Genomic DNA, 23,529 nt, shown 5'->3' with positions numbered 1-23,529 from the left:
CCTGCGATGAATATACCTAACATACTGACTCTGGCAAGAATCGCCTTCATTCCACTACTGGTAGTACTTTTTTACTTACCTTTTAGCTGGAGCATGCCTGTGGCTGCAGGCCTATTTGCGCTAGCCTCCGTAACTGACTGGCTGGATGGCTACCTAGCCCGCCGCTGGAATCAATCCACGCCATTTGGCGCGTTTCTCGATCCCGTGGCTGATAAGTTAATGGTCGCGGTTGCCTTAGCGCTGCTTATCGAGCGCTTTGACACTCTGGTATTAACTCTACCCGCGCTGGTCATTATTGGTCGTGAAATCGTCATTTCAGCACTTCGCGAGTGGATGGCGGAAATGGGCAAGCGCGGAATGGTCGCGGTTTCTTGGATCGGCAAGCTTAAAACAACGCTACAGATGGTTGCTCTCCTCATACTATTGGCCTTCCCACCAGGGCATGAGCTTGCACTCATTGGCGTTGTTGTTCTCTACGCCGCCGCCATTCTTACGCTTTGGTCAATGGCCCAATACCTCAAAGCAGCCTGGCCACACTTGAGTCGCTCTATGTAATGACTTGTTGCATAACAGAGGCTTCAGATAAATTCATTAATTGACAAGTGCGCAGCAATGCGTATAATTCGCCCTCGAGTCAAGCGGGAATAGCTCAGTGGTAGAGCATCGCCTTGCCAAGGCGAGGGTCGGGAGTTCGAATCTCCTTTCCCGCTCCAACTTGGATAATGTGGTAAAGCAAGAGAGGGTCGTGAGCTGGAACGCCAGTCCGATCAAATCTACTTTTCCGCTCCAATGACTTGTAAGGCTGGATGGCAGAGTGGTTATGCAGCGGACTGCAACTCCGTGTACGCCGGTTCGATTCCGACTCCAGCCTCCATTTTAAGTGTGACGACGAATAGCAATCTTTCATCGATACACTGCCCGGATGGCGAAATTGGTAGACGCAAGAGACTTAAAATCTCTCGGAGGTAACTCCGTGCCGGTTCAAGTCCGGCTCCGGGCACCATATACTGCAACACCCCTTCCTACTTGTTTCCAGTTTATTTATTCATCGCACGTTTGGTCAGCCTATTAGGCGATAGCAAACTATCAGTTGTCTTAGCCTATAAAGAACGTATCCAGTAGCTTCTATTGGTCACTTTTTAGCATCTGTTAGCCAGGCTGGTAGCTCTGCCTCATAAGCCCATCCCCCTATCTATTGCATGCCAGTCTTTCGCCTCTATCTATATGCACTGAAAGCAATTTTTCGCGCCCACTCATCGCCAAGCGAAAGCAGTCACGCTATGATGCCACTTCTGTTATCTATCGCGTAAAAGGCGTTTAGCGTTTAGCACCTACCGCGTTATGAATGTGAAAAGAGGATCGGGTCCCATGAGCACGCCAACATCCGACGTACTTATTATCGGCGGCGGCGTCGCCGGCCTAACCCTAGCACTTGAAGTTGCCGATCATCTCTCGGTGACGTTAGTGAGACCCGCCCTGGACGACCAAGGAGCCAGCCGCTGGGCGCAAGGGGGAATAGCCGCCGTTCTCTCACCGGATGACGACCTAGAGGCACATATACGAGATACACTCATTGCTGGCGATGGCCTGTGCGATGAAGATGCAGTCCGCTTTACTGTCACTCATGGCCCAGACGCCATTCAGTGGCTAATCAACAACGGCGTACCCTTTACTCCAGACCCAGACCCCAGCGCTCGCTACCCCTTCCATTTAACCCGCGAGGGAGGCCATAACGCACGCCGCATTATTCATGCGGATGACGCGACTGGTCGCGCGGTAGTCGATACGTTATACGAAAAAGTAGCTGCACATCCCAACATTATTCAGCGCAGTGACTTGACCATCTTGCATTTGATTAGCGATACCGAAGGACGCTGCATTGGCGCGGAAGGCGTCGATCGACAGCAGCACCAACAGATGCTGTTTGCTAAGCACGTTGCTCTGGCAACCGGTGGTGCAAGCGGCCTTTATCGCCATACCACTACCCCCTCGCCAAGTAGTGGAGAAGGTATGGTAATGGCGGCTGAGTTGGGCGCGAAACTAATGAATCTTGAGTTTCAGCAGTTTCATCCTACTTGCCTGTTTGATCCAGAAGGGCCTGCTTTTTTGATTAGCGAAGCCGTTCGAGGAGAGGGTGGGCGTTTGCTAAATGAAGCTGGGCATCGGTTTATGCCCGATATCGATTCTCGCGCCGAGCTAGCCCCTAGAGACGTGGTTGCCCGAGCTATCGATTCACAAATTCAACAAAGTCACCAAGGGCATGTCTGGCTAGACATCAGCCACCTTGGAGAAACGGCTATCCGTCATCACTTTCCTACCATTTTGGCTCATTGCGCCTCTCGGGGAATTGATATTACCTGCCAGCCCATTCCAGTCGTCCCTGCTGCTCATTACAGCTGTGGTGGTGTTGCTACCGATCATCACGGCGCAACTCACGTCACCAATCTCTATGCTGTTGGTGAAATTGCTTATACGGGACTGCATGGCGCCAATCGTATGGCCAGTAATTCATTACTAGAATGCCTGGTGTACGCAAGAAGCTGTGCAAAGCACTTGCTAGCACAGTCACAGAAAACACAGATACAGAAAACACAGCCACAGAAAACTCAGTGCAAAAATTTGCCAGGCGATCACACTGATGCATCACAACGATCAGAGCAGTTGCCAGACCAGCAAGAGATCGCAATTCCAATGCCAGCACTCACTGCTTTACGCAGCGAGATGCGCGCCATTATGAGCCAATATGTTTCAATTGTTCGTAGCAATCACGGTTTAAGTATCGCTTACGATAAGCTAAGCGACCTTGAAATGCAGCTTGACGATATAGATGAAAAGCGCAGACATCCGGAAAGTGTGCGCTTGCAACAAGCGCTCTGGCTAGCGCAGTTAACGGTATTAGCAGCGCTTCAAAGGCATGAATCACGTGGGTTGCATTACTCAATTGACTGGCCTAAACACCAACAAGACACCATGGCATCCGAGTCGTCACTTAAGCAACTATCGCCCAGGACGATGGCATAAGCGCCTCAGCGCTCGTTGGCTATGGGCTGGCAAGCTATCAGGCCATAGCCAAAGTCTCTGTGGCCCAACTCGAAGTCCGATTAACCAAGGTCCTACGTAGTCCGCATTAACCGGTTGTTCGTTTTCAAGCTCACCTTCTTCTGACAACCACTGAGCACTAAGTTGATAGTCGCTTTTTACAACCCTCAGCTCGCCCGTAGGTTGATAGCGATACTCTCGGCTTAGCAACAGCAAGGCGACTAAAGCCGATAGTATCGCGACCCATAAGCCTATCAGCCATGCCGCCATTGCACATAACCCAACAGCCAGCAAAGCGTGGAAAGCGCTCTGTATTTTAGAGCGTGCGATAAGCAGAGTTATCGGTAGTTTCTGCATGGTCCACAATCATCTTCACGATGCGCTTTAACGATGGCTCCTCGGGCCACTCACGACGCATCAGCCATCCAAAGAGGTCTTGATCCTCTTCTTCAATTAAACGCTGATAGGCTAGCTGTTCGTCCTCACTCAGCCCATCAAAACGGTGCTCGAGAAAAGGAATCAGCAATAAATCTAGCTCCCACATGCCACGACGGGAATGCCAATAAAGGCGCTTGCGCAGTATGGCTGCAGGGGAAGTATCGTCGTTCAACGTCAGCCTCTCCAGTTACAAAATGAGTTGTCAGTATACCTAAGCCACGGGGTCGCGCCAGCGCCTTGCTTCGCCTATGCTGATATTCATTCTAGTACCTTGTTTTATCTGAATTGTTTTATGCTGCCATGCGCAGTATGCTGACCTTGCTGTTATCGAGGTCGCACGTGCGTCACGGCCTTTAAAGTTCGCAGGGAGCCAACCGATGACCAAATCTGAATTAATCGAACAAATTGCGATGCGTCAACCGGAGCTATCCGCCAAAGAAGTGGAAACGGCGGTGCGTATTATTTTAGACGACATGACCGATGCGCTTGCAAGTGGAGGGCGTGTTGAAATCCGAGGGTTCGGCAGCTTTTCATTACACTACCGAGAGCCGCGTACTGGGCGCAACCCAAAAACGGGAGACCCAGTCGACTTGGATGGTAAGTACGTGCCGCACTTTAAACCTGGCAAGGAGCTTCGTGAGCAGGTAGATGCTAGCCGAGCACTAGGCTATTAGTAAGCTTACCAAGGTTATGCAACGTTGGCGTCGTCAATAGCAAGAGTGTTGATATGATCGGGCTATCCTACTTTATGCGGGATGACGCCACGCCACGACTAATACACAATAGAGCCATTATGAATGTCACTGACTAGGAAACTCTCATGCGTTGGATCAAAGGGCTGATTCTGGCCATCATATTGCTGGTTGTTCTGCTGGTAGGTATTTTATTTGCCGTCAACAACCAACAAACTATCGCCTTAAACCTGATCTGGGCAGAACTACCGCCTGTGTCCCTCTCGGTTTGGTTACTGGCTACGTTAGCTCTTGGCGTCATTTTAGGCATGCTCGCCATGCTAGGCGTTTATATACGGCTTAAAGCGCAATTAGCTCGAAGCGAGCGCCATAATAAGCAGCAGCAAAAAGAGCTGGATCGCTTGCGTACCCAGGAGCTTAAGGAACTGGCATAAATGTTCGATGTCGTGCTGCTAAGCGTTCTATTGGCAGCCATCGCCATCGGTTTTGGCCTGGGTGTTCGTTATACATCCCGCCGCTTGCGCCCCCCTTCCTCGCGCACGATAGGCTTATCGAAAGAGTACTTCGTCGGGCTTAACTATCTGCTTAACGAGCAGCCCGACGAAGCGATCAACACGTTCATCAACGCACTAGATGTCAACAGCGACACGGTAGAAACCCATATCGCGCTAGGCAAGCTGTTTCGTGCACGTGGTGAAGCCGACAAAGCCGTAAGGATTCATCAAAACCTTCTGGCTCGCCCTGCCCTTTCCACTATAACGAACGAACATGTGCAGCTTGAACTAGCGCGCGATTTTATGGCGTTAGGCGTTCATGACCGTGCCCAGCGACTGCTGAGAGCGCTTCTCGACAAATCACTCAGTGACCTCTATCGTCAGGAAGCCAAACGATTATTGATTGATTTACTTGAGCGCGAAAAAGAGTGGCAAGAAGCCTTCGACGTGGCGCAATCATTGATAAAGCAACAACCTGGCATGCGTCGCCCGGCTGCTCACTGGCTATGTGAGCTCGCTCAGGAAGAGATACAACAAGCAAGTAGAGCGCTCGCCCGCAAACACTTAAAAAAAGCACTACAACTCGATGAGCGATGCGTCCGCGCAACATTACTGCTTGCCGAGCTAGAGATGGATAATGGGCATTACACGCGTGCCATTGAACGACTGAGCCATATTCCCCAACAGGATATTGCTCACATTCCCACCATGCTACCCGCCCTTCAGCATGCCTATGAGCGTAATAACGACATTCAGGGCTTTGAAACGCATCTTTATCGGCTGCTGTGGCAAGCACCGTACACCAGCATCATTATCGCTTTAGGAGAACTCGTTCATCAACGAGATGGCGTAGATAGCGCTATTGAACGAACGGGCGAATGGTTAAGGGAGGCACCCAGTCTAGGAGGGCTCGATTACTTAATCGACCTTTATCATGAAAGCCAACGTCTAAGTGGAAAAACACCGCCAGACACCCGCTTATTGCTTTTAAAGCACCATACCGACGCTCTTTTAGAGGGCAAGCCTCGCCATCGTTGCCGCCGATGTGGCTTTGCAAGCGATAACTTGGCTTGGCAGTGCCCGAGCTGCCGACGCTGGGGCACCATTAAACCTATTACAGGTGTCGATGGCGAGTAATGAATCAGCCCTCCAGCTCAGCTTCTATAGCTGCAAGCGCCACCATAGGTTCTTCTGCTTGAGTGACTGGCCGTCCAATCACTAAGTGAGTACTGCCAACGCGCATTGCATCACTGGGTGTCATAATTCGCTGTTGATCATTAGCCGCAGCAAAGCTAGGCCGAATACCTGGCGTTACTTTCAAGAAATCGTTACCACAAAGCGACTTAATTTGCGCCGCCTCTTGAGCTGAACACACTACCCCACCTAATCCGCTCTGCTGCGTTAAGGATGCTAAACGTAAGACATGCTCTTCTGGCGTATCATCGATGCCCGTCTCACTTAAATCCTCAGCTTGCATACTGGTAAGCACAGTAACGGCAATAAGATGCGTGTTTAAGCCATGGTCATCTAAGCGCTTAGCGGCCGCCTCCATCATTTTACGGCCACCGGACGCATGCACGTTAACCATCCAGACACCTTGCTCTGCCGCTGCCTGTACCGCACCTGCTACGGTATTCGGAATATCATGAAATTTTAAGTCTAGGAAAATTTCAAAACCACGGCCATGCAAGGCTTCTAACACCGCAGGGCCACTACGCGTAAACAGCTCTTTACCGACCTTCACCCGGCAGCGCTTAGGATCAAGCTGATCTGCCATGCACAAAGCCGCGTCAAGAGAGCAGTAATCCAAAGCAATAATCAAAGGGGAATCAGTAGACACTGCGTTTAACTCCATTTTTCATTTCCCAACATTATAACAGCCAATTTCACCTTGCTGTGTAGGCGATTGACCATTATCAGATAGCAAAAATCTTACAAAAATCATCGTTAATGTCTTACAGCACTCATCCTATAAACGTATTAATTTAGTCAAGGCAAAGAGAACTAGAAGTAACAGGGAATAGATGGGATAGGGAATAGATGGGATAGGGAATAGAAGCAACAGGGAATGTTTTGCGTATGCAAACCACCGCAACATTTCACTGCCTAACATAATTACCTATGGTAAGGCGACTCCAGGGAAAACAAGAGGATACTAATAATGCCAATAACTCTCAAAGGACTATTCGCTGCTCTATTTTTGAGCTTAAGCTTAGGCATATCAAGCCTTGCTTTAGCACAGGATATAACGCCCATTAATGTGAACACGGCAGATGCGGAGCTGCTGGCTGAACTACCTGGTATTGGCCCGAGCCGTGCGGCAGCCATTATAGAAGAACGCGAGAACAATGGAGCGTTTGCAGATGCAGATGACCTCACCCGGGTTAGCGGTATTGGCCCTGCCACCGTTGACCGCATGCGTGATCAAGTGACAGTTACCGAGTAATTAACGTACGAGTAATTAACGTAATAGCTATTATAAGCAATGGTTGAAGCCGCTTGGGAGACCCAAGCGGCTTTTATCATCAAGGCTGCATAGCCACTATCTCTTAACTGCTATCTCTTAACTGCTATTTCTTAACCACTACATCATGCCAACACATTACTAGTGCTTAAGCACTGCTTAAAAGCGATATTAAAAACTATCGCCTGGTATTCGTACCGCTCCTTCCATCAATACCCGTGCGCTACGGCTCATCACCGCTTGATCTATCTGCCAACGCCCGTCCGTTAGGCTTGCCTTGGCCCCGACTCGCAAGGAGCCAGAAGGATGGCCAAAGGTAACCGCTTCCCGCTCATCTCCGCCTGCGGCTAAGTTCACCAGCGTGCCTTGAATAGCGGCAGCTGCACCAATCGCCACCGCTGCAGTGCCCATCATCGCATGATGCAGCTTACCCATTGAAAGCGCTCTCACCACCAAATCGATATTTTCTGCACTCACCGCTTTACCACTGGAGGCGGTATAGCTAGCCGGTGGGGCAACAAAAGCCACCTTCGGCGTATGCTGTCGGCTGGCCGCTTCATCAACGTGCTTAATCAATCCCATACGCACCGCGCCGTGGGCACGAATAGTCTCGAACATAGCAAGCGCCTTGGCATCGCTGTTAATCGCTTCTTGTAACTCACAGCCGGTATAGCCGATGTCCTGGGCGTTAACAAACACGGTGGGAATACCTGCATTAATCAGCGTCGCTTTTAAAACGCCAACCCCAGGCACTTCCAACTCATCTACCAAGTTGCCAGTGGGGAAAATGGCCCCCTCACCGTCAGCAGGGTCCATAAAAGCCACGGGGATTTCTGCAGCAGGAAAGGTCACGCCATCCAGCTCAAAATCGCCGGTCTCTTGCACCTGACCATTCACAATAGGCACTTGAGACACAATGGTTTTACCAATATTGACCTGCCAAATACGCACTTCAGCCACACCATTTTCCGGCACCTTGGCGGGATCAATTAACCCATTAGCAATTGCATAGGGGCCGACAGCTGCTGACAAGTTGCCACAGTTACCGCTCCAATCTACAAACGGCTTATCAATAGACACTTGCCCAAATAGATAATCCACATCGTGATCCACGGACTCGCTCTTGGAAAGAATAACCGTTTTACTCGTGCTGGATGTCGCCCCACCCATCCCATCAATCTGTTTTTCATAGGGGTCGGGGCTTCCAATCACCCTCAGGAGCAGCTTATCCCGCGCCTCTCCTGGCACTCTCGCTGCCTCGGGCAAGTCGTTTAGGGTAAAAAACACCCCTTTACTGGTGCCGCCTCGCATATAAGTGGCGGGAATACTAATTTGCGCAACATGAGACATAAACAACGCTCCCTAACCATTTTCGATGACGATGCCTAATGACCATGCTCAATGTCGTTTTCCAATGACCATGTTCACTAACCGCATGCCGAAAAAAGAGCCCGACGCTTAGCGACGGGCTCTTTCATTAATCGCCTTGGCGCTACACGTTACACGCCTGCTTGGCTACGCCGTGGTGGATTCAAGAAAATCCTGGGCGAAACGCTGCAATACCCCACCGGCAGAGTAGATCGTGACCTCTTCAGCAGTATCAATGCGGCAGATCACTGGCACACGTTCAGTGGTACCACTTTGACGATGAATAACCAACGTCAGCTCTGCGCGAGGCTGAGGAACACCTTCTACGTCGAAGACTTCCGTACCGTCCAGCGCTAGGGTTTTCCGTGTGGTGCCTTCTTCAAACTGCAGCGGCATCACACCCATACCAATTAAGTTGGTGCGGTGAATACGCTCAAACCCTTCAGCTACAATCGCCTCAACACCCGCTAGCGCAACACCTTTCGCCGCCCAGTCACGCGAGGAACCCTGACCATAATCCGCACCAGCAATAATGATCAGCGGCTGTTTACGTGCCATATACGTTTCAATGGCTTCCCACATCCGCGTCACAGTGCCTTCTGGCTCAACCCGTGCCAGCGACCCCTGCAACACTTTACCCTGCTCGTCGTGCACCATTTCATTAAACAGCTTGGGGTTGGCCAAGGTCGCCCGCTGAGCCGTCAAATGGTCGCCGCGATGGGTCGCGTAGGAGTTAAAGTCCTCCTCAGGCAAGCCCATCTTGTGCAGATACTCGCCAGCCGCACTGTCCATCATGATCGCGTTAGAGGGCGACAGATGGTCAGTGGTGATATTGTCCGGCAAGATCGCCAGCGGACGCATGCCTTTCAAGCCACGCTCGGCAGCCATGTTGCCTTCCCAATAGGGCGGGCGACGAATATAGGTGCTCTGGGGCCGCCATTCGTAAAGCGGGCTCACCTGGGTGCGTGCGCTCTTGTCGAGGTCAAACATTGGGATATAGGTTTGACGGAACTGTTCCGGCTTCACGGAAGCCTTCACAATCGCATCGATTTCGCTATCGTCGGGCCAGATATCTTTCAGCGTTACTGGGTTACCGTCTTGGTCGGTGCCCAGTACGTCTTTCTCGATATCAAAGCGAATCGTACCCGCAATTGCGTAAGCAACCACTAAGGGCGGCGATGCCAAAAATGCCTGCTTCGCATAGGGGTGAATGCGCCCATCGAAGTTACGGTTACCGGAAAGTACTGCCGTGGCATATAGGTCACGATCAATAATTTCTTTCTGGATCACCGGATCTAACGCACCGGACATACCGTTACAGGTAGTACAGGCGTATGCCACGACACCAAAGCCAAGTCCTTCCAGCTCATCCATCAAGCCAGCGTCTTCTAAGTACATCTTGACGGTTTTCGAACCCGGCGCCAGCGACGACTTTACCCACGGCTTGCGGGTTAACCCTAAGCGGTTAGCATTACGGGCAATTAAGCCTGCTGCCACCATGTTACGCGGGTTAGAGGTATTGGTGCAGCTGGTAATAGCGGCGATAATGACCGCGCCATCCGGCATTCTGCCCGCTTGCTCGTCGGCCCGCGCTTTATCCAGGTCAATCGCTATACCGCGCTGGGCAAGCTCCGAAGTGGGCAAATGCGCATGGGGGTTGGAAGGCCCTGCCAAGGTGCGGGTAACGCTGGAAAGATCAAAGCGCAGTATCCGCTCATACTCAGCAGTTTTTAAACTATCGGCCCACAGCCCTGTGTGCTTGGCATAGGCTTCCACCAAGGCCACCTGCTCATCTTCACGACCTGTGAGTTTGAGGTAGTCAATGGTTTGGTTGTCGATGTAGAACATCGCCGCCGTAGCACCGTACTCTGGCGTCATGTTGGAAATGGTCGCCCGGTCACCAACGGTTAACGCGTCAGCGCCTTCTCCGTAAAACTCCAGGTAGGCACCCACCACGCGCTCTTTGCGTAGAAACTCGGTAATCGCCAGCACCATATCGGTGCTGGTGATGCCCGGCTGCAGCTTGCCGGAGAGTTCTACACCGACGATATCCGGCAGGCGCATCATCGACGCGCGACCCAGCATCACACTTTCAGCTTCAAGACCGCCAACGCCGACGGAAATGACGCCCAGCGCATCGACCATTGGCGTGTGGCTATCGGTACCTACACAGGTATCCGGGTAAGCAATATGCACGCCTTGTTCATCAGGGCGGCACTGCACCACCGGTGACATTTTTTCCAGATTAATCTGGTGCATAATGCCGTTACCCGGAGGAATAACATCGACGTTCTCAAAAGCCACTTTGGTCCAATTAATAAAATGGAAGCGGTCATCATTACGGCGATCTTCTACCTGGCGGTTTTTTTCGAACGCGTCTTTCTCAAACCCTGCGTGCTCAACGGCCAATGAGTGGTCAACGATCAGCTGCGTGGGCACCACAGGGTTTACTTTCGCTGGGTCACCACCCTTTTCAGCAATCGCATCGCGTAGGCCTGCAAGGTCTACCAACGCGGTTTGCCCAAGAATGTCGTGACATACCACCCGCGCCGGGTACCAGGGGAAGTCCAAGTCTTGTTTACGTTCAATGAGCTGCTTTAGGGCATCGGTTAGCAACGCTGGGTCGCAGCGACGAACCAACTGCTCGGCCAACACCCTGGACGTATAGGGTAGCGTCGCGTAGGCGCCAGGCTGGATATCCTCAACGGCTTGCTGCGCATCGAAGAAATCTACCGGCGCACCTTCTGCCGTTACGCCTGGCAGCGGCTTGCGATAATTCGTGTTCATAATGCCTCTCACTTAATCACGGCCCGTTAAGGCTTAGTCACGCGCTTCGATGGGCACCCACTCGCTCTTCTCAGGGCCAGTGTAGTCGGCGCTGGGGCGAATAATGCGGTTATTGGCACGCTGCTCAAACACGTGGGCTGCCCACCCTGTCAGGCGGGACATGACGAAGATCGGCGTAAACAGCTTGGTCGGAATATCCATGAAGTGGTAAGCACTGGCATGGAAAAAGTCCGCGTTACAGAACAGCTTCTTTTCGCGCCACATGACTTCTTCACAGCGCACAGACACGGGGTAAAGCACGCTGTCGCCCACGTCTTCAGAAAGCTTCTTCGACCACTCTTTGATAATTTCATTACGCGGGTCGGACTCGCGGTAAATCGCATGACCAAAGCCCATGATTTTCTCTTTGCGCTCAAGCATACCGAGCATTTCACGCTCAGCTTCTTCTGGCGACGTCCAATTCTCAATCATCGCCATGGCTGCTTCGTTAGCACCGCCGTGCAGCGGACCACGCAGCGAACCAATCGCGCCGGTAACACAGGAGTGCATATCGGAAAGCGTCGAGGCACAAACGCGCGCCGTAAACGTTGACGCATTGAACTCATGCTCGGCGTACAGAATCAGCGATACGTTCATGACGCGCGCATGCAACTCAGAAGCAGGCTCGCCACGCAGCATATGCAGGAAGTGGCCGCCTACCGAGGCATCGTCGGTTTCAGTATCAATACGAACGCCGTCGTGGCTGAAACGGTACCAGTAGCAAATAATCGAGGGGAGCACTGCCAGCAAACGATCAGATACATCTTGCTGCTGGTCAAAGCTCTCCTCTGTTTCTAGGTTACCTAGCATGGAGGTACCAGTACGCATCACATCCATTGGATGCGCATCTTTCGGAATTTGCTCCAGCACAGTTTTCAATGCATCAGGTAAGCCACGCAGCCCTTTCAGCTTAGCAATATAGCTATCAAGCTCAGCTTGGTTGGGCAGTTTGCCCTTCAGCAACAAGTAAGCAACTTCTTCAAACTTGGCCTTCTCAGCCAGCTCTTTAATATCAAAACCACGGTAGGTTAGACCAGAACCCGTTTTACCTACGGTACACAGGGCAGTGCTCCCGGCGCTTTGCCCACGAAGTCCTGCGCTGTTTTGCGGTTTGTCAGCCATGATGTGTCTCCTGTTAGCTCTTTTTATAGGTTTTAATTATCTAAATGGGTAAGCAGTCATTAAGCGTCTTTTTGCTCAACGAATAGCGCGTCCAGCTTTTGCTCGAAATCGTGATAATTCAAAAAGTCGTACAGCTCATCGCGGGTCTGCATAATGTCCACGACCTCTTTTTGATGACCGTTATCCAGAATGCTTTGATACACCTTCAGGGCGGCGGCGTTCATTGCACGGAAGGCAGAAAGCGGATAGAGCACCATACGGCAGCCCACCTCACCTAACTCCTGCTGAGAGAACAGCGGCGTCGCACCAAATTCAGTAATGTTAGCCAGAATCGGGGCGTTTACGCGCGTGCAGAATGCGCGATAGTCATCTAACGTGTGCACCGCCTCAGCAAAGATCGCATCAGCACCTGCTTCCACGCAGGCATTAGCACGTTCGATGGCCGCGTCTAGGCCCTCTTTCTGGAATGCATCGGTACGCGCAATCAGATAAAAATCAGGATCTAACTTGGCATCCGCTGCGGCTTTAATACGGTCGACCATCTCCTGCTGGGACACAATGGCCTTATTCGGGCGATGTCCGCAGCGCTTTTGAGCCACTTGGTCTTCAAGGTGAACGGCAGCAACGCCTGCGCGCTGCATCTCTTTAACGGTACGCGAAATATTAAACGCGCCGCCCCAGCCTGTATCAATATCTACCAGCAAAGGAACATCAGTGGCACCGCAGATACGATGCGCATCTTCCACCACGTCGTTCATACTGGTCATACCCAAGTCCGGCAAGCCAAAAGACGCGTTAGCCACGCCACCACCAGACAGATATATCGCTTGATGCCCTACCCGCTCGGCCATCATCGCAGTGTATGCGTTAATCGTGCCTAAAATTGGTAGAGGGCGGTTCGCTTCTAGCGCAGCACGAAAGCGAGCACCTGGCGTGAGAATAGATGAAGTGGACATTGACGTTGCTCCTTTGAAAAGCCTGGCGGATAGGCGTATCGAACTAATCCGCTGATGACGTTGTTTGTTGTTCAAGAATAGCGGCATAGCGGTCGGCGACGTTTGCGCGAGAAGCACTGACGTGACGACGCATCAGCAGCTCAGCGAGTTCGGCATCCCCGGCCTCAATCGCATCGACGATGCGATGGTGCTCTACAAAAGCGCGCTGAGGGCGTGAACCACTAGCACTAAACTGGGTGCGGTAAAGACGTACTAAATAGTAAAGATCATCACACAGCAGGTTCATCAGCATTTTATTGTGGCTGCCTTGAACAATGCGGTAGTGAAAATCGAGATCGCCTTCACGCTGGTAGTAGGCTTCACCACGCTTGAGATCTGCCTGTCCCTCATGGAGCGCAAGCACTTCTCGCAGCCCCTTGATCTCGTCGGCAGACATATGTTCCGCCGCCAAACGTGCAGCCATGCTCTCCAATGCTTCACGCACATCGAAAAGCTCAAGCAGCTCTTTCATAGAGAGTTTGACAACGCGAGCGCCGACGTGGGGAACACGTTCAATAAGACGATGTGCTTCTAAACGCCGCATAGCTTCCCGCAGTGGGCCGCGAGAAATACCATATGTTTTAGAAAGCCCCGGCTCAGTAATTTTGCTGCCTGGCGCCAGTTCTCCACGTACAATAGCGTCTTGCAACTGATGAAATACCCGCTCAGCCAGCGTTCGAACTTCTGGCGAGACCTGATCATTGGGCGTATCAGCGGTTGATCGAGAAAGCGTAGTCAGTGAGGTCATGGCTAATTGTCGACAATTATGGGGTAGGAGAACTTTAGCCTGCCCTATTTGTGCCGTCAACTAGTCAAAATGCTCGATTTTATTCATCTTTCGTGTAACCCAGCATTTCACAACCACCTTAATGTCAACAATCACCCCTGCTTCGTTAATCAAATTTTACCCATCGTGAGAAATGCGTCGGCGTGTTCTGCTGGTGTCATCGATTAACGACCTCTAAAATGCACTGCCTTTCACTGGCCAGGCGATTGCTTCATGACATCGGCGTTGACCATTAAAGCCCTGCCCTACTCTCCTAACCCCTTGGAGACTTTTTCTTGTCTGCGACAACGCCCTGGGGCGGTACTACTTGATAGCGGCCGTCCTAAAGCAAGCGGACGCTATGACATTATTAGCAGCGACCCACTAGCCACGCTAGAAGTGTTGCCTAACGGCAAGACCGAGTTTCATTCAGCCCACATGCGACTTCCTGAAGTGCTGACAGGTGATATGGCGGCACAGCAGCAATGGATGCTTGAACAACTGCCGCGCACTGATATGAGCTGCGATCTGCCATTTTTAGGCGGCCTAATGGGTTACTGGAGCTATGACCTGGGTCGCAACCATCTTGCAATTCCCAGCCGTCATCCAAGCGTTACCCAACTACCGTTGGCACGCCTAGGGCTTTACGACTGGTGCATTACCATTGATCACCAAACCCAAACCGCCTGGCTCGTTGCTTGCGCTACTCGTCAGCAGCAGGTGCTAGAGTGGTTGGCATGTCCTCCTTCAACTACCGGTGAAGATTTCATACTCACCCAGCCATTTCAGGCCGAACTTAGCCAAGCGGATTACACCGAACGCTTTAATGCTGTTCAACGCTATATTCGTGCAGGGGATTGTTATCAAATCAACCTTGCCCAGCGCTTTACAGCGCGCTATCAAGGCGATGAATGGCAGGCCTACCTGCGCCTGCGTAAGGCAACGCCAACGCCTTTCTCAGGCTTTATGGCATGGAAAAACCAAGCTGTGCTGTCGCTTTCTCCCGAACGCTTTCTTCAGTGCAGAGAAGGCGTGGTGGAAACGCGCCCGATCAAAGGCACACGACCAAGGGGGCAAACACCGGAAGAAGACCAGACGCTTGCCGAGCAGTTATTGAACAGCACCAAAGACCGTGCGGAAAATGTCATGATTGTTGACTTACTGCGCAATGATTTAGGCCGGGTATGTGCACCAGGGTCTATTCGTGTGCCACAGCTATGTCAGCTAGAGAGCTATCCTAACGTGCATCACTTGGTTAGCGTGGTCCAAGGGCAGCTTGCCAAGCATCGCTCGCCGCTCTCACTGCTCACTGCTGCTTTCCCCGGTGGCTCTATTACTGGCGCACCTAAAATACGCGCCATGCAAATTATCGACGAGCTTGAACCCTGCCAGCGCAGTGTCTATTGCGGAAGCCTAGGCTACATAGATATCCGGGGCAGTATGGATACATCGATTGCAATACGAACCATGGTAGCTGATGCAGGTACGCTGCATGTTTGGGGCGGCGGGGGCCTGGTCGCCGACTCAAAAGCAGAAGAAGAGTACATCGAAACACTGGATAAGATTCGTCATCTCATTAGCGCATTGGAATAACCAGCAAATTTTTTAAATCAAAAAGAAATATAAAAGCCAAACCAAACGGTATTGGGGCTAAGCACCCTCTCTTTGATAGCCTAGTGTCATACTTGACCTTATGACAGGAGGCAGCATGTCTTCAGCGCTTGATGGCATTAACCGTGATTTTGCCAATAACCCCCAAGACCTTATTGAATGGGCGTTTAACCAAGGCAAACGCCCTATTTGCACCACCAACTTTCGTCCGTTTGAAGCGGTAATTCTGCATATGGTGACTCAGGTACGCCCAGATATACCGATCGTATGGATGGATAGCGGTTACAACACAGCGGCCACCTATCAGTTTGCCGATGCACTCATTCAGCGCCTCAATTTAAACATGGTGAGCTTTATTCCCAAGAGAACCCGTGCTCACCGAGAAGCACTTGAAGGGCCAATGCCAAGTATTGACGATCCACGCCACGCGGCTTTTACCCAAGAAGTAAAAATTGAGCCGTTTGAGCGAGCGCTGAGAGAAATGCGACCTGACGTCTGGTTTACTGCACTCCGAGCAGAAGACACCCCAGAACGGGCCAAAATGCAGCCTGCCAGCCGTAATAGCGATGGCCTTTTAAAAATCGCCCCGCTATTACAATGGACAGCAAAAGAAATGTACTACTACCTTGAAGCTCACGGCCTGCCTAACAACTTTGACTACTTCGACCCCACCAAAGTGGAAGATAAGCGCGAATGCGGCTTGCATTTACAACACTGAAAATGAAAGGTAGGTGGTAAATGGTGAATAGCGCGCAAGCTTCTTGCAGCTGGCGTGCTATCCATCTCATCATCTAATGCTCTTGTTGGTGCTTTTGGTATTCTTAGTGCTCAGGAAGATCGATCTCTTTAAACAGCTCATGTTCAAAACGTGGGCCTGCTAGCAGCGCTTCATCGACTAAATCACGGGTAAGGTGAGGCGCAAAGCGGGTTAGGAAGTCGTACATATAGCCGCGCATGAAAGTGCCACGACGGATTCCAATTTTAGTCGTTGAGCTAGCAAACAGATGACTTGCATCCAGCGCTACCAAGTCTTCATCTAGCACTGGGTCAACTGCCATGTGGGCGACAATGCCAACGCCCATCCCCAGGCGCACATAGGTTTTAATCACGTCAGCATCGGCGGCGGTTAATACCACATTAGGCGTTAACCCCTGTGCTTTAAACGCATCATCTAACTGCGAACGACCGGTAAACCCAAACACATAGGTTACCAGCGGGTGTTCAGCCAACGCTTGGAGCGTCAGCGGCTTATCAATTGATGCAAGTGGATGATTTTTGGGCACCAGTACACAGCGATTCCAACGATAGCAAGGCAGCAGTATCAGATCAGTAAATAGCTCTAGTGATTCTGTAGCAATAGCAAAATCGGCTTGGCCTTCACTGACCATTTGGGCAATTTGCTTCGGCGTACCCTGCTGCATATGTAACGCCACATCAGGATACTTAAGCGTGAATTCACTGATGATGGGGGGCAGCGCATAACGTGCCTGGGTATGGGTGGTAGCAATCGACAAACTGCCCCGCCGCTCGTCACTGTGTTCTTGGGCAACTTGTTTGATATTCTCGGTCAGCTTTAACACCTGCCCGGCCAACTCGATGATTGAAAGCCCCGCAGGGGTGACACGAGTAAGGTGCTTTCCACTGCGTGCAAAAATCTCGACGCCTAGCTCATCTTCTAACAAGCGTATTTGCTTAGAAATTCCAGGCTGCGAGGTAAACAAACTCTGCGCGGTGGCTGACACATTCAGATTATGTCGATTGACTTCCCAGATATAGCGAAGTTGCTGTAGCTTCATATCCCTCACCTTATTATCTATGCAGGAAGCACATTGACGCGCATCCTCACGCTACTGTCGATTTGCCTCACCCAAAAAGTATTTTGGATAACACGCCTCATGCATACAATTTTGAATAAAAAATCTTCTTATAATTCACTTATAGTATAAAAAATAGACGTTACGAACACCCCTTAATTTTTAATCATTGTTGTCAAAACGGCATAGGAAATTTGCCAGCACTCTCCGCGCCCGCTAACATCTGCCAACTTGGCGCGGTGAAAGTGCGCTAGTAAAACGCGTAATGACCGTTGCTCCATTTGAGGCAACGAAACAGTAAGAGCAACGCAAACAGGAGAAACACATGGCTAACAATGTTGATGTCACCAACGCCAATTTTGAGCAAGAAGTCCTCAACGCCGAACAGCCAGTCCTGCTGAAGTTTTGGGCCCCCTGGTGCGGTCCCTGTAAAGTAATGGCACCTGTGGTTGATGAAGTTGCTGCAGAACGTGGTGATAACTTAAAAGTGGTTAGCGTGAACGTTGACGATGCGCCTGAAATTGCAGCAGAACAAGGCGTGCGCGGCGTTCCTACCGTGATGCTATTTAAGTCCGGCACGAAAGTAGCTTCGCTAGTAGGCGCCCAATCTAAATCTCAGCTAACCCAGTTTATCGATCAAAACGCCTAACCCGCGCTAAGGTTACCGCTGGCACAGCCAGCGGTAACCCTTTTGTATCCCTATCAATTCTTATATCCCTATCAATTCTTATATCCCTATCAATTCTCGTATCCCTATCATAAACACAGCCCATTTGTTGCGTACTTTTTATTTTCTGCGCATTGGCAGGGGCAAACGCTTTTTCAGCAGGTATTTAAACAGCATTACTGCTTACTAGTGGCTACTCCTGTCGCCGCTTCCAAGGTGGGAGTCGCGCATCACCAAAACGTTTTCGGCGCTGCCCTCCCGGCCCCAATAAATGGGCAATCCAGCGAGTTTGGGGGTGGCTATCTAAAGCAATTTTCAACGTCATCGTCAATACTACCGACAACAGCATCCCCGCAGCCCCAAAGATCCATCCCCATACAACCAACGAAAGAAACGCAACAAACGTCGACAACCCCAACGCTTGCCCCATCACTCTTGGTTCAATCAAGTTACCTAAAACAAAGTTAATTACCAGATAAGCCGAAGCGAGTAAAATTGCCTGCAATGCTCCACCATCTTGAGATACCAGCAATAGTAGTACGGGAGGAATCGCCGCCAAGGCTGAACCGATATTGGGGATAAAGTTGAGCGCAAAAGCCAGCACCCCCCACAACAGCGGGAACTCTACCCCCACCATTAAGCAAGAGAGCCACACCAACACCCCAGTGGCTAAGCTAATCACTGTTTTCACCGCCAAGTAGCGCTTCAGCGTTAAGCTAAACTCGCTAAATCGCTTTAGGCTTGGGGCAGGATTCTCAAGCGCGCGCGATACTTTATCTCGAAAGTTCAGCGTTTCAAACAGCATGAAAATTACCAACAACCCAATAATACTACCCTGCATAAATAGGTTGCCAATCTCGCCTAATAATGCGGTCACCCATGACCCATCGTCTTCCATTGCAAACATATTACTGAGCTGATCAGGATCAATAGCGAGCCCACGACTAGAGAGCGCATTCAACAAATCCCAATAGTGCTCATACAGACGCGACTCAATATCCGGCAATGCCTCTACAAAGGTGCTAAAGCTGTTCACTACCAGCAGGCCAATTAAAGAAATAAAGCCCAACAGCACCATCAAAGTCAAAAAAGCAGAGGCCCGCATGCTTAGGCCAACACGGTGAAGCCACTGGACAGGTGACGTACATACAACGGCAATAAATACTGCCAGCAAAAGAGGCACCAACAGATCAGCCCCTGCTTTCATACCCGCAACAATCACCACCAGCGCGGCAAGCGCCAAGGTCGCATTTAAGGGAATACTGCGATAATCCTCGTCCGACAACTTCGACATAGCCTTTTCCTTAGCATGTTATCCCTACATCATGGCTGCTTGGGCAATATTGCACAAACCATGACAACATTAAGCAACTGTTTTTCGTCTACTCTTAGTCACTGAACTTTATTGCACTTCACCCTTCCAAGCATCGTCATAACATAAGTTAGTTAACTCTAATCATTGGCTCTCTCAGCAAGGAAGTGACCTATGTCTTCAGTTCCCCACTCTCTCAAACGTTTGCGCTATGGCGTGATTGGCAGTGCCCTTTTCGCGCTATTAGCAACATCTACAGCTAATGCTGCTCCTGCCACACCGCCCAGCTTAAATGTTCAGGCCCAGTCATGGGTGGAAGTAGAGCCCGACAAAGCCACTCTCTCGGCACGATTGTGGGAAAACACCCCAGCGGTCTCTACTCTGGAAGACACCGACAGTGACGAGCTAAGCAATGCCCGCGAACGACTTGAAAAGCGTGCCAGCGAGCTAATTAAAGCTATGGAGGAGATCGGCATTGAACAGCGTGCTATCAACGCTGGGTCGCTTAACATCTACCCTGAACATGTCGCAGGCCCGCGCAATAATAACGACGAACAAGAAACGTTAATACGCACCCGTTTAGAGCGTCCTTTCAGTGTTGAGCTTACCAATATAGGCCAGTTAGGCGAGGTATTTGACGCCCTGATAGGTGCCGGTGTAAACACACTGGATGGCGTTCAGTTTGACCTGCAAGACCGCGATGCGGCTACCGATGAAGCGCTTACAAAAGCACTTGAAAAAGCCCGCCATAAAGCAGATTTGATGGCCAGCACACTGGGCGTAAGACTTGGTCAAGTACAGCGCATTGAAGAAACCCAAGCCCCCATCTTCCAGCCCCGCATGATGGCCATGCGCGCCGAGAGCGATTCGATGGGTAGTGGTTCAGCTAGCGACTACCGCCCCGGCACCATTCGCATTGATGCCGGGGTCAACGTCGAATGGACGCTTAGAGGGCAAGACGCTCGAGCCCGCCCAGGTAGGATCGCAGGGGAGCAGGAACAGCAATAGAGCCATCTGCCTGCTGGTGGTTTTCAAGTACCGCCAGCAGGCAACGCCCCACCGCCAACCCAGAGCCGTTCAATGTATGCAGTAACTGTGGCTTTTTGACATCAGGATGACGGAAGCGCGCTTGCATACGTCGTGCCTGGAAATCTTCACAGTTAGAAATAGAAGAAATTTCCCGGTACGTTTCTTGACTAGGCAACCACACTTCCAAATCGTAGGTCTTCGCCGCACCAAAGCCCATATCGCCGGTACACAGCGTAACTACGCGGTAAGGTAATTCCAGCGCCTGCAAAATTGCTTCAGCATGGCCGCGCATCTCTTCCAGCGCTTCATAACTCTTTTCTGGCTCGACGATCTGCACCATTTCTACTTTATCGAACTGGTGCTGGCGGATCATGCCTCGGGTATCGCGCCCGTGAGAGCCTGCTTCACTGCGAAAGCACGGTGTATGGGCAGTCAGCTTCATTGGCAAGGCTGTCTGATCGACAATTTCATCACGCACGAAGTTGGTTAACGGCACTTCCGAGGTCGGAATAAGATGATATTCCCGCTCGTCATTAAGCTTAAATAAGTCTTCGCCAAACTTCGGCAACTGCCCAGTGCCCATCAGCGAATCACGATTCACCATATACGGCACGTAACACTCTTCGTAACCATGCTGCTCGGTTTGAGTATCCAGCATGAACTGCGCCAGCGCGCGGTGCAGGCGCGCAATCGGCCCACGCATCACTGCAAAGCGCGCTCCGGTCAACTTAGCCGCTAGCTCAAAATCGAGATAGCCGGACCTCTTACCAAGATCCACATGGTCCAGCACCTCAAAATCAAATTCACGCGGTGTGCCCCAGCGGTGAAGTTCAACATTATCGTCTTCGTTCTTGCCTTCCGGCACACTCTCATGGGGAAGGTTAGGAATGCCGCTAATCGCGTCGTCCCACTCTTCCTGCACTTCGGCCAGTTCTTTCTTGGCGTTATCTAAACGCTCGCCTAAATCGCTCACTTCATCCAGCAACGGCTGAATATCTTCACCGTTAGCCTTCGCCTTACCAATCGCTTTTGAGCGCATATTACGCTCGTTTTGCAGCTGCTCGGTCTGGGTCTGCAACTCACGACGGCGCGATTCCAGCGCTTGTAATGCCGCTTTATCGAGTTCGAAGCCCCGCCGGGCCAGTTGTTGCGCAGTCGCATCAAGATCACCGCGCAGCAGTTTCGGATCGAGCATGAGTTATCCCTTGGCCTGAAATCAGTGGAACACGGCAGCACCGCCCGTGATGTAAGACGACTATTGTAGGCAAAAGCACAAGGCACGGCTATGGGGAGAATACCGGGGAGTTATTAACTGAAACAGCACATTACAAAAAGTAGATTGGAAAACGATACCAAGGGTTAGTTTGCTCAATAAAAGCATCTTCTAGGACATATGCTCCCCCTCACCACACTGTATGTGCTATTACCAATCGGCATAAAAACATTGGTTCACTAGTCAAAACTGATAGAGTGCCCGCCAATCTGTAGCGCGAAACACTGATAATGGACGTTAAACAGGAGAAACATAGTGCAAGAAACAGCGAAAAAGGGAAAATTTGCTTGGTGGCGTAGAATCGCGCTGTGGAAAAAAATTTTGGTGGGGTTGGCACTAGGGGTATTAGCTGGGGCACTACTAGGTGAAACCGCTAGCATCTTTAAGCCACTCGGCGATATTTTCATTAATGCCATAATGATGCTGATTGTCCCCCTAGTGTTCTCGACGCTGGTAGTGGGCATTACCTCAATGCGTGACCCGCAAAAAATGGGACGCATTGGTGCGCGTACCATTACGCTGTATTTGATCACCACCGCCTTTGCTATCAGCATTGGTCTACTGCTTTCCACCCTGTTACAGCCAGGGGTTGGCGTCAATTTAAGCTTTGATACAGAAGTGGCTGCAAACGAAGCTCCCTCCCTAATCTCTATTTTAGTTAACTTGGTGCCACGCAACCCTCTCGACGCCCTGGCTAATGGCAACATTATGCAGATCATTGTATTTGCCATTGGCTTAGGTATTTCGCTAACGCTGATTGGCGAAAAAGGCGAGCCGGTTATGAAGGTTTTCGATAGCTTTGCTGAAGCTATGTACAAGCTTACCGGGATTGTCATGGCCTTTGCGCCTTTTGGTGTATTTGGCTTAATCGCTCACGTTTCAGGCCAGTACGGCTTAGAAATTCTGTTGCCACTGGCTAAACTGATCGGTGTGGTGTATCTCGCCAGCATTCTGCATGTGCTAGTGGTTTATTCTGGCTTTATTTCACTCCTTGGCCGCTTAAACCCGGTGCGCTATTTGCAAGGCAGCTTGGACGCCATTGTGGTGGCATTCTCCTCTGCCTCGTCTGCAGGCACGCTGCCGGTGTCGATTCGCTGTGCGCAAAAAAACTTAGGGATTTCAGAAGGGGTATCTGGCTTTGTGCTGCCAGTGGGCGCAACGATTAACATGGACGGCACCGCCCTTTACCAAGGCGTAGTAGTGCTGTTTATTGCCCAAATGACCGGCACCGATTTAACCATGATGGATTACGGCATGATTGTGGCCACCGGTACGTTGGCCTCGATTGGTACCGCGGGCGTTCCTGGCGCAGGCCTGATAATGCTGTCGATTGTAATGGCACAAATTGGCCTGCCCCTGGAAGCCATTGCAGTGGTTGCCGGTATTGACCGAATTCTAGATATGGCCCGCACCAGCGTAAACGTGGCGGGTGATTTGATGGTCACAACTCTCGTGGGCAAAAGCGAAGGTGAACTAAACGAAGAGGTTTATAACAACAGCCGCGCATAGACTCACTATCAATATTACTTAGCGCCTGCGTTCTTTTGTGCGGCAGGCGCTTTTTTTATGGCCTGCTACTATCCTGTTAGCATGTTGGCAATACCCACTCACCATGCGAA

General features: G+C 51.0%; 22 protein-coding genes and 3 tRNA genes. 14 read left to right on the top strand and 11 right to left on the bottom strand.

Features of this window, described 5'->3' with window-relative positions:
• The first annotated feature begins 6 nt into the window (after positions 1-6).
• From pgsA to nadB, 5 genes are all read left to right on the top strand, one after another.
• Entirely contained in the window at positions 7-555 is a 549-nt protein-coding gene (gene pgsA, locus CR46_RS0104445) for a CDP-diacylglycerol--glycerol-3-phosphate 3-phosphatidyltransferase (RefSeq protein WP_030070301.1), read from the top strand.
• An 83-nt stretch (positions 556-638) separates the two neighbouring features.
• Positions 639-713, top strand: a tRNA-Gly gene (locus tag CR46_RS0104440).
• A gap of 87 nt (positions 714-800) precedes the next feature.
• Positions 801-874: transfer RNA gene (locus tag CR46_RS0104435), tRNA-Cys, on the top strand.
• Between the two features lie 42 nt (positions 875-916).
• Positions 917-1,003 (top strand) — tRNA-Leu (locus CR46_RS0104430).
• 365 nt (positions 1,004-1,368) lie between these two features.
• Entirely contained in the window at positions 1,369-3,021 is a 1,653-nt protein-coding gene (nadB, locus tag CR46_RS0104425) for an L-aspartate oxidase (RefSeq protein WP_030070300.1), read from the top strand.
• On the opposite strand, the gene CR46_RS0104420 is transcribed toward nadB, so the two are convergent.
• Together CR46_RS0104420 and CR46_RS0104415 are read right to left on the bottom strand one after the other, a co-directional pair.
• The gene (locus tag CR46_RS0104420) at positions 2,998-3,396 is read right to left on the bottom strand and encodes a hypothetical protein (protein ID WP_232222334.1); all 399 of its coding nucleotides are present in this window, start codon (positions 3,394-3,396) and stop codon (positions 2,998-3,000) included. The genes nadB and CR46_RS0104420 overlap by 24 nt on opposite strands.
• Complete coding sequence (locus CR46_RS0104415; protein WP_030070298.1) at positions 3,356-3,649, bottom strand: FAD assembly factor SdhE; 294 nt, start codon at positions 3,647-3,649, stop codon at positions 3,356-3,358. The genes CR46_RS0104420 and CR46_RS0104415 overlap by 41 nt, the downstream gene beginning before the upstream one ends.
• A gap of 205 nt (positions 3,650-3,854) precedes the next feature.
• On the opposite strand from CR46_RS0104415, the gene CR46_RS0104410 reads away from it, so the two are divergent.
• The 3 genes from CR46_RS0104410 to lapB all read left to right on the top strand — a co-directional run bounded on the left by CR46_RS0104410 (position 3,855) and on the right by lapB (position 5,800).
• Positions 3,855-4,151 (top strand): integration host factor subunit beta, encoded by a 297-nt coding sequence (locus CR46_RS0104410; protein ID WP_030070297.1) that lies wholly within the window; start codon positions 3,855-3,857, stop codon positions 4,149-4,151.
• A 146-nt stretch (positions 4,152-4,297) separates the two neighbouring features.
• Complete coding sequence (locus CR46_RS0104405) at positions 4,298-4,603, top strand: LapA family protein (protein WP_030070296.1); 306 nt, start codon at positions 4,298-4,300, stop codon at positions 4,601-4,603.
• Entirely contained in the window at positions 4,604-5,800 is a 1,197-nt protein-coding gene (gene lapB, locus CR46_RS0104400) for a lipopolysaccharide assembly protein LapB (protein ID WP_030070295.1), read from the top strand.
• Positions 5,801-5,804: 4 nt separating this feature from the next.
• On the opposite strand, the gene pyrF is transcribed toward lapB, so the two are convergent.
• On the bottom strand, positions 5,805-6,503 hold the full coding sequence (gene pyrF, locus CR46_RS0104395; protein WP_030070294.1) for an orotidine-5'-phosphate decarboxylase: 699 nt from the start codon (positions 6,501-6,503) through the stop codon (positions 5,805-5,807).
• 321 nt (positions 6,504-6,824) lie between these two features.
• Between pyrF and CR46_RS0104390 the strand changes: the two genes are divergently transcribed.
• Complete coding sequence (locus CR46_RS0104390; RefSeq protein WP_030070293.1) at positions 6,825-7,109, top strand: ComEA family DNA-binding protein; 285 nt, start codon at positions 6,825-6,827, stop codon at positions 7,107-7,109.
• A gap of 189 nt (positions 7,110-7,298) precedes the next feature.
• Here the strand turns inward: CR46_RS0104390 and prpF are convergent, their stop codons facing one another.
• From prpF to CR46_RS0104365, 5 genes are all read right to left on the bottom strand, one after another.
• Positions 7,299-8,477, bottom strand: a complete 1,179-nt coding sequence (prpF, locus tag CR46_RS0104385) for a 2-methylaconitate cis-trans isomerase PrpF (RefSeq protein WP_030070292.1) — start codon at positions 8,475-8,477, stop codon at positions 7,299-7,301.
• A gap of 165 nt (positions 8,478-8,642) precedes the next feature.
• The gene (acnD, locus tag CR46_RS0104380; RefSeq protein WP_030070291.1) at positions 8,643-11,282 is read right to left on the bottom strand and encodes a Fe/S-dependent 2-methylisocitrate dehydratase AcnD; all 2,640 of its coding nucleotides are present in this window, start codon (positions 11,280-11,282) and stop codon (positions 8,643-8,645) included.
• A 33-nt stretch (positions 11,283-11,315) separates the two neighbouring features.
• Positions 11,316-12,443, bottom strand: a complete 1,128-nt coding sequence (prpC, locus tag CR46_RS0104375) for a bifunctional 2-methylcitrate synthase/citrate synthase (protein ID WP_030070290.1) — start codon at positions 12,441-12,443, stop codon at positions 11,316-11,318.
• 59 nt (positions 12,444-12,502) lie between these two features.
• Positions 12,503-13,399: a methylisocitrate lyase gene (prpB, locus tag CR46_RS0104370; protein WP_030070289.1), complete on the bottom strand. Its 897-nt coding sequence runs from the start codon at positions 13,397-13,399 to the stop codon at positions 12,503-12,505.
• Positions 13,400-13,442: 43 nt separating this feature from the next.
• Entirely contained in the window at positions 13,443-14,186 is a 744-nt protein-coding gene (locus tag CR46_RS0104365; RefSeq protein ID WP_030070288.1) for a GntR family transcriptional regulator, read from the bottom strand.
• Positions 14,187-14,438: 252 nt separating this feature from the next.
• On the opposite strand from CR46_RS0104365, the gene pabB reads away from it, so the two are divergent.
• Together pabB and CR46_RS0104355 are read left to right on the top strand one after the other, a co-directional pair.
• Positions 14,439-15,797, top strand: coding sequence for an aminodeoxychorismate synthase component I (gene pabB, locus CR46_RS0104360; RefSeq protein WP_030070287.1), 1,359 nt, complete (start codon positions 14,439-14,441; stop codon positions 15,795-15,797).
• A gap of 115 nt (positions 15,798-15,912) precedes the next feature.
• Positions 15,913-16,533, top strand: a complete 621-nt coding sequence (locus CR46_RS0104355) for a phosphoadenosine phosphosulfate reductase domain-containing protein (protein WP_030070286.1) — start codon at positions 15,913-15,915, stop codon at positions 16,531-16,533.
• A gap of 103 nt (positions 16,534-16,636) precedes the next feature.
• Here the strand turns inward: CR46_RS0104355 and cysB are convergent, their stop codons facing one another.
• Entirely contained in the window at positions 16,637-17,611 is a 975-nt protein-coding gene (gene cysB, locus CR46_RS0104350; RefSeq protein ID WP_030070285.1) for an HTH-type transcriptional regulator CysB, read from the bottom strand.
• A gap of 343 nt (positions 17,612-17,954) precedes the next feature.
• On the opposite strand from cysB, the gene trxA reads away from it, so the two are divergent.
• Entirely contained in the window at positions 17,955-18,278 is a 324-nt protein-coding gene (gene trxA, locus CR46_RS0104345; RefSeq protein WP_016914369.1) for a thioredoxin, read from the top strand.
• 211 nt (positions 18,279-18,489) lie between these two features.
• Here the strand turns inward: trxA and CR46_RS0104340 are convergent, their stop codons facing one another.
• The gene (locus tag CR46_RS0104340; protein ID WP_030070284.1) at positions 18,490-19,590 is read right to left on the bottom strand and encodes an AI-2E family transporter; all 1,101 of its coding nucleotides are present in this window, start codon (positions 19,588-19,590) and stop codon (positions 18,490-18,492) included.
• Positions 19,591-19,782: 192 nt separating this feature from the next.
• On the opposite strand from CR46_RS0104340, the gene CR46_RS0104335 reads away from it, so the two are divergent.
• Positions 19,783-20,616, top strand: coding sequence for an SIMPL domain-containing protein (locus tag CR46_RS0104335; protein WP_030070283.1), 834 nt, complete (start codon positions 19,783-19,785; stop codon positions 20,614-20,616).
• Here CR46_RS0104335 and serS read toward each other — a convergent pair.
• Entirely contained in the window at positions 20,555-21,832 is a 1,278-nt protein-coding gene (gene serS, locus CR46_RS0104330) for a serine--tRNA ligase (protein ID WP_030070282.1), read from the bottom strand. The two genes, CR46_RS0104335 and serS, sit on opposite strands and share 62 nt — an antisense overlap.
• A gap of 333 nt (positions 21,833-22,165) precedes the next feature.
• On the opposite strand from serS, the gene CR46_RS0104325 reads away from it, so the two are divergent.
• Positions 22,166-23,419, top strand: coding sequence for a dicarboxylate/amino acid:cation symporter (locus CR46_RS0104325; protein ID WP_030070281.1), 1,254 nt, complete (start codon positions 22,166-22,168; stop codon positions 23,417-23,419).
• Positions 23,420-23,529 lie beyond the last annotated feature (110 nt).

Origin of the sequence: Vreelandella neptunia, assembly GCF_000712975.1 — a bacterium.
Taxonomy (GTDB): domain Bacteria; phylum Pseudomonadota; class Gammaproteobacteria; order Pseudomonadales; family Halomonadaceae; genus Vreelandella; species Vreelandella qaidamensis.
Note: the sequence above shows the minus strand (reverse complement) of the source record. Positions and strands in the feature narration are given on the sequence as shown.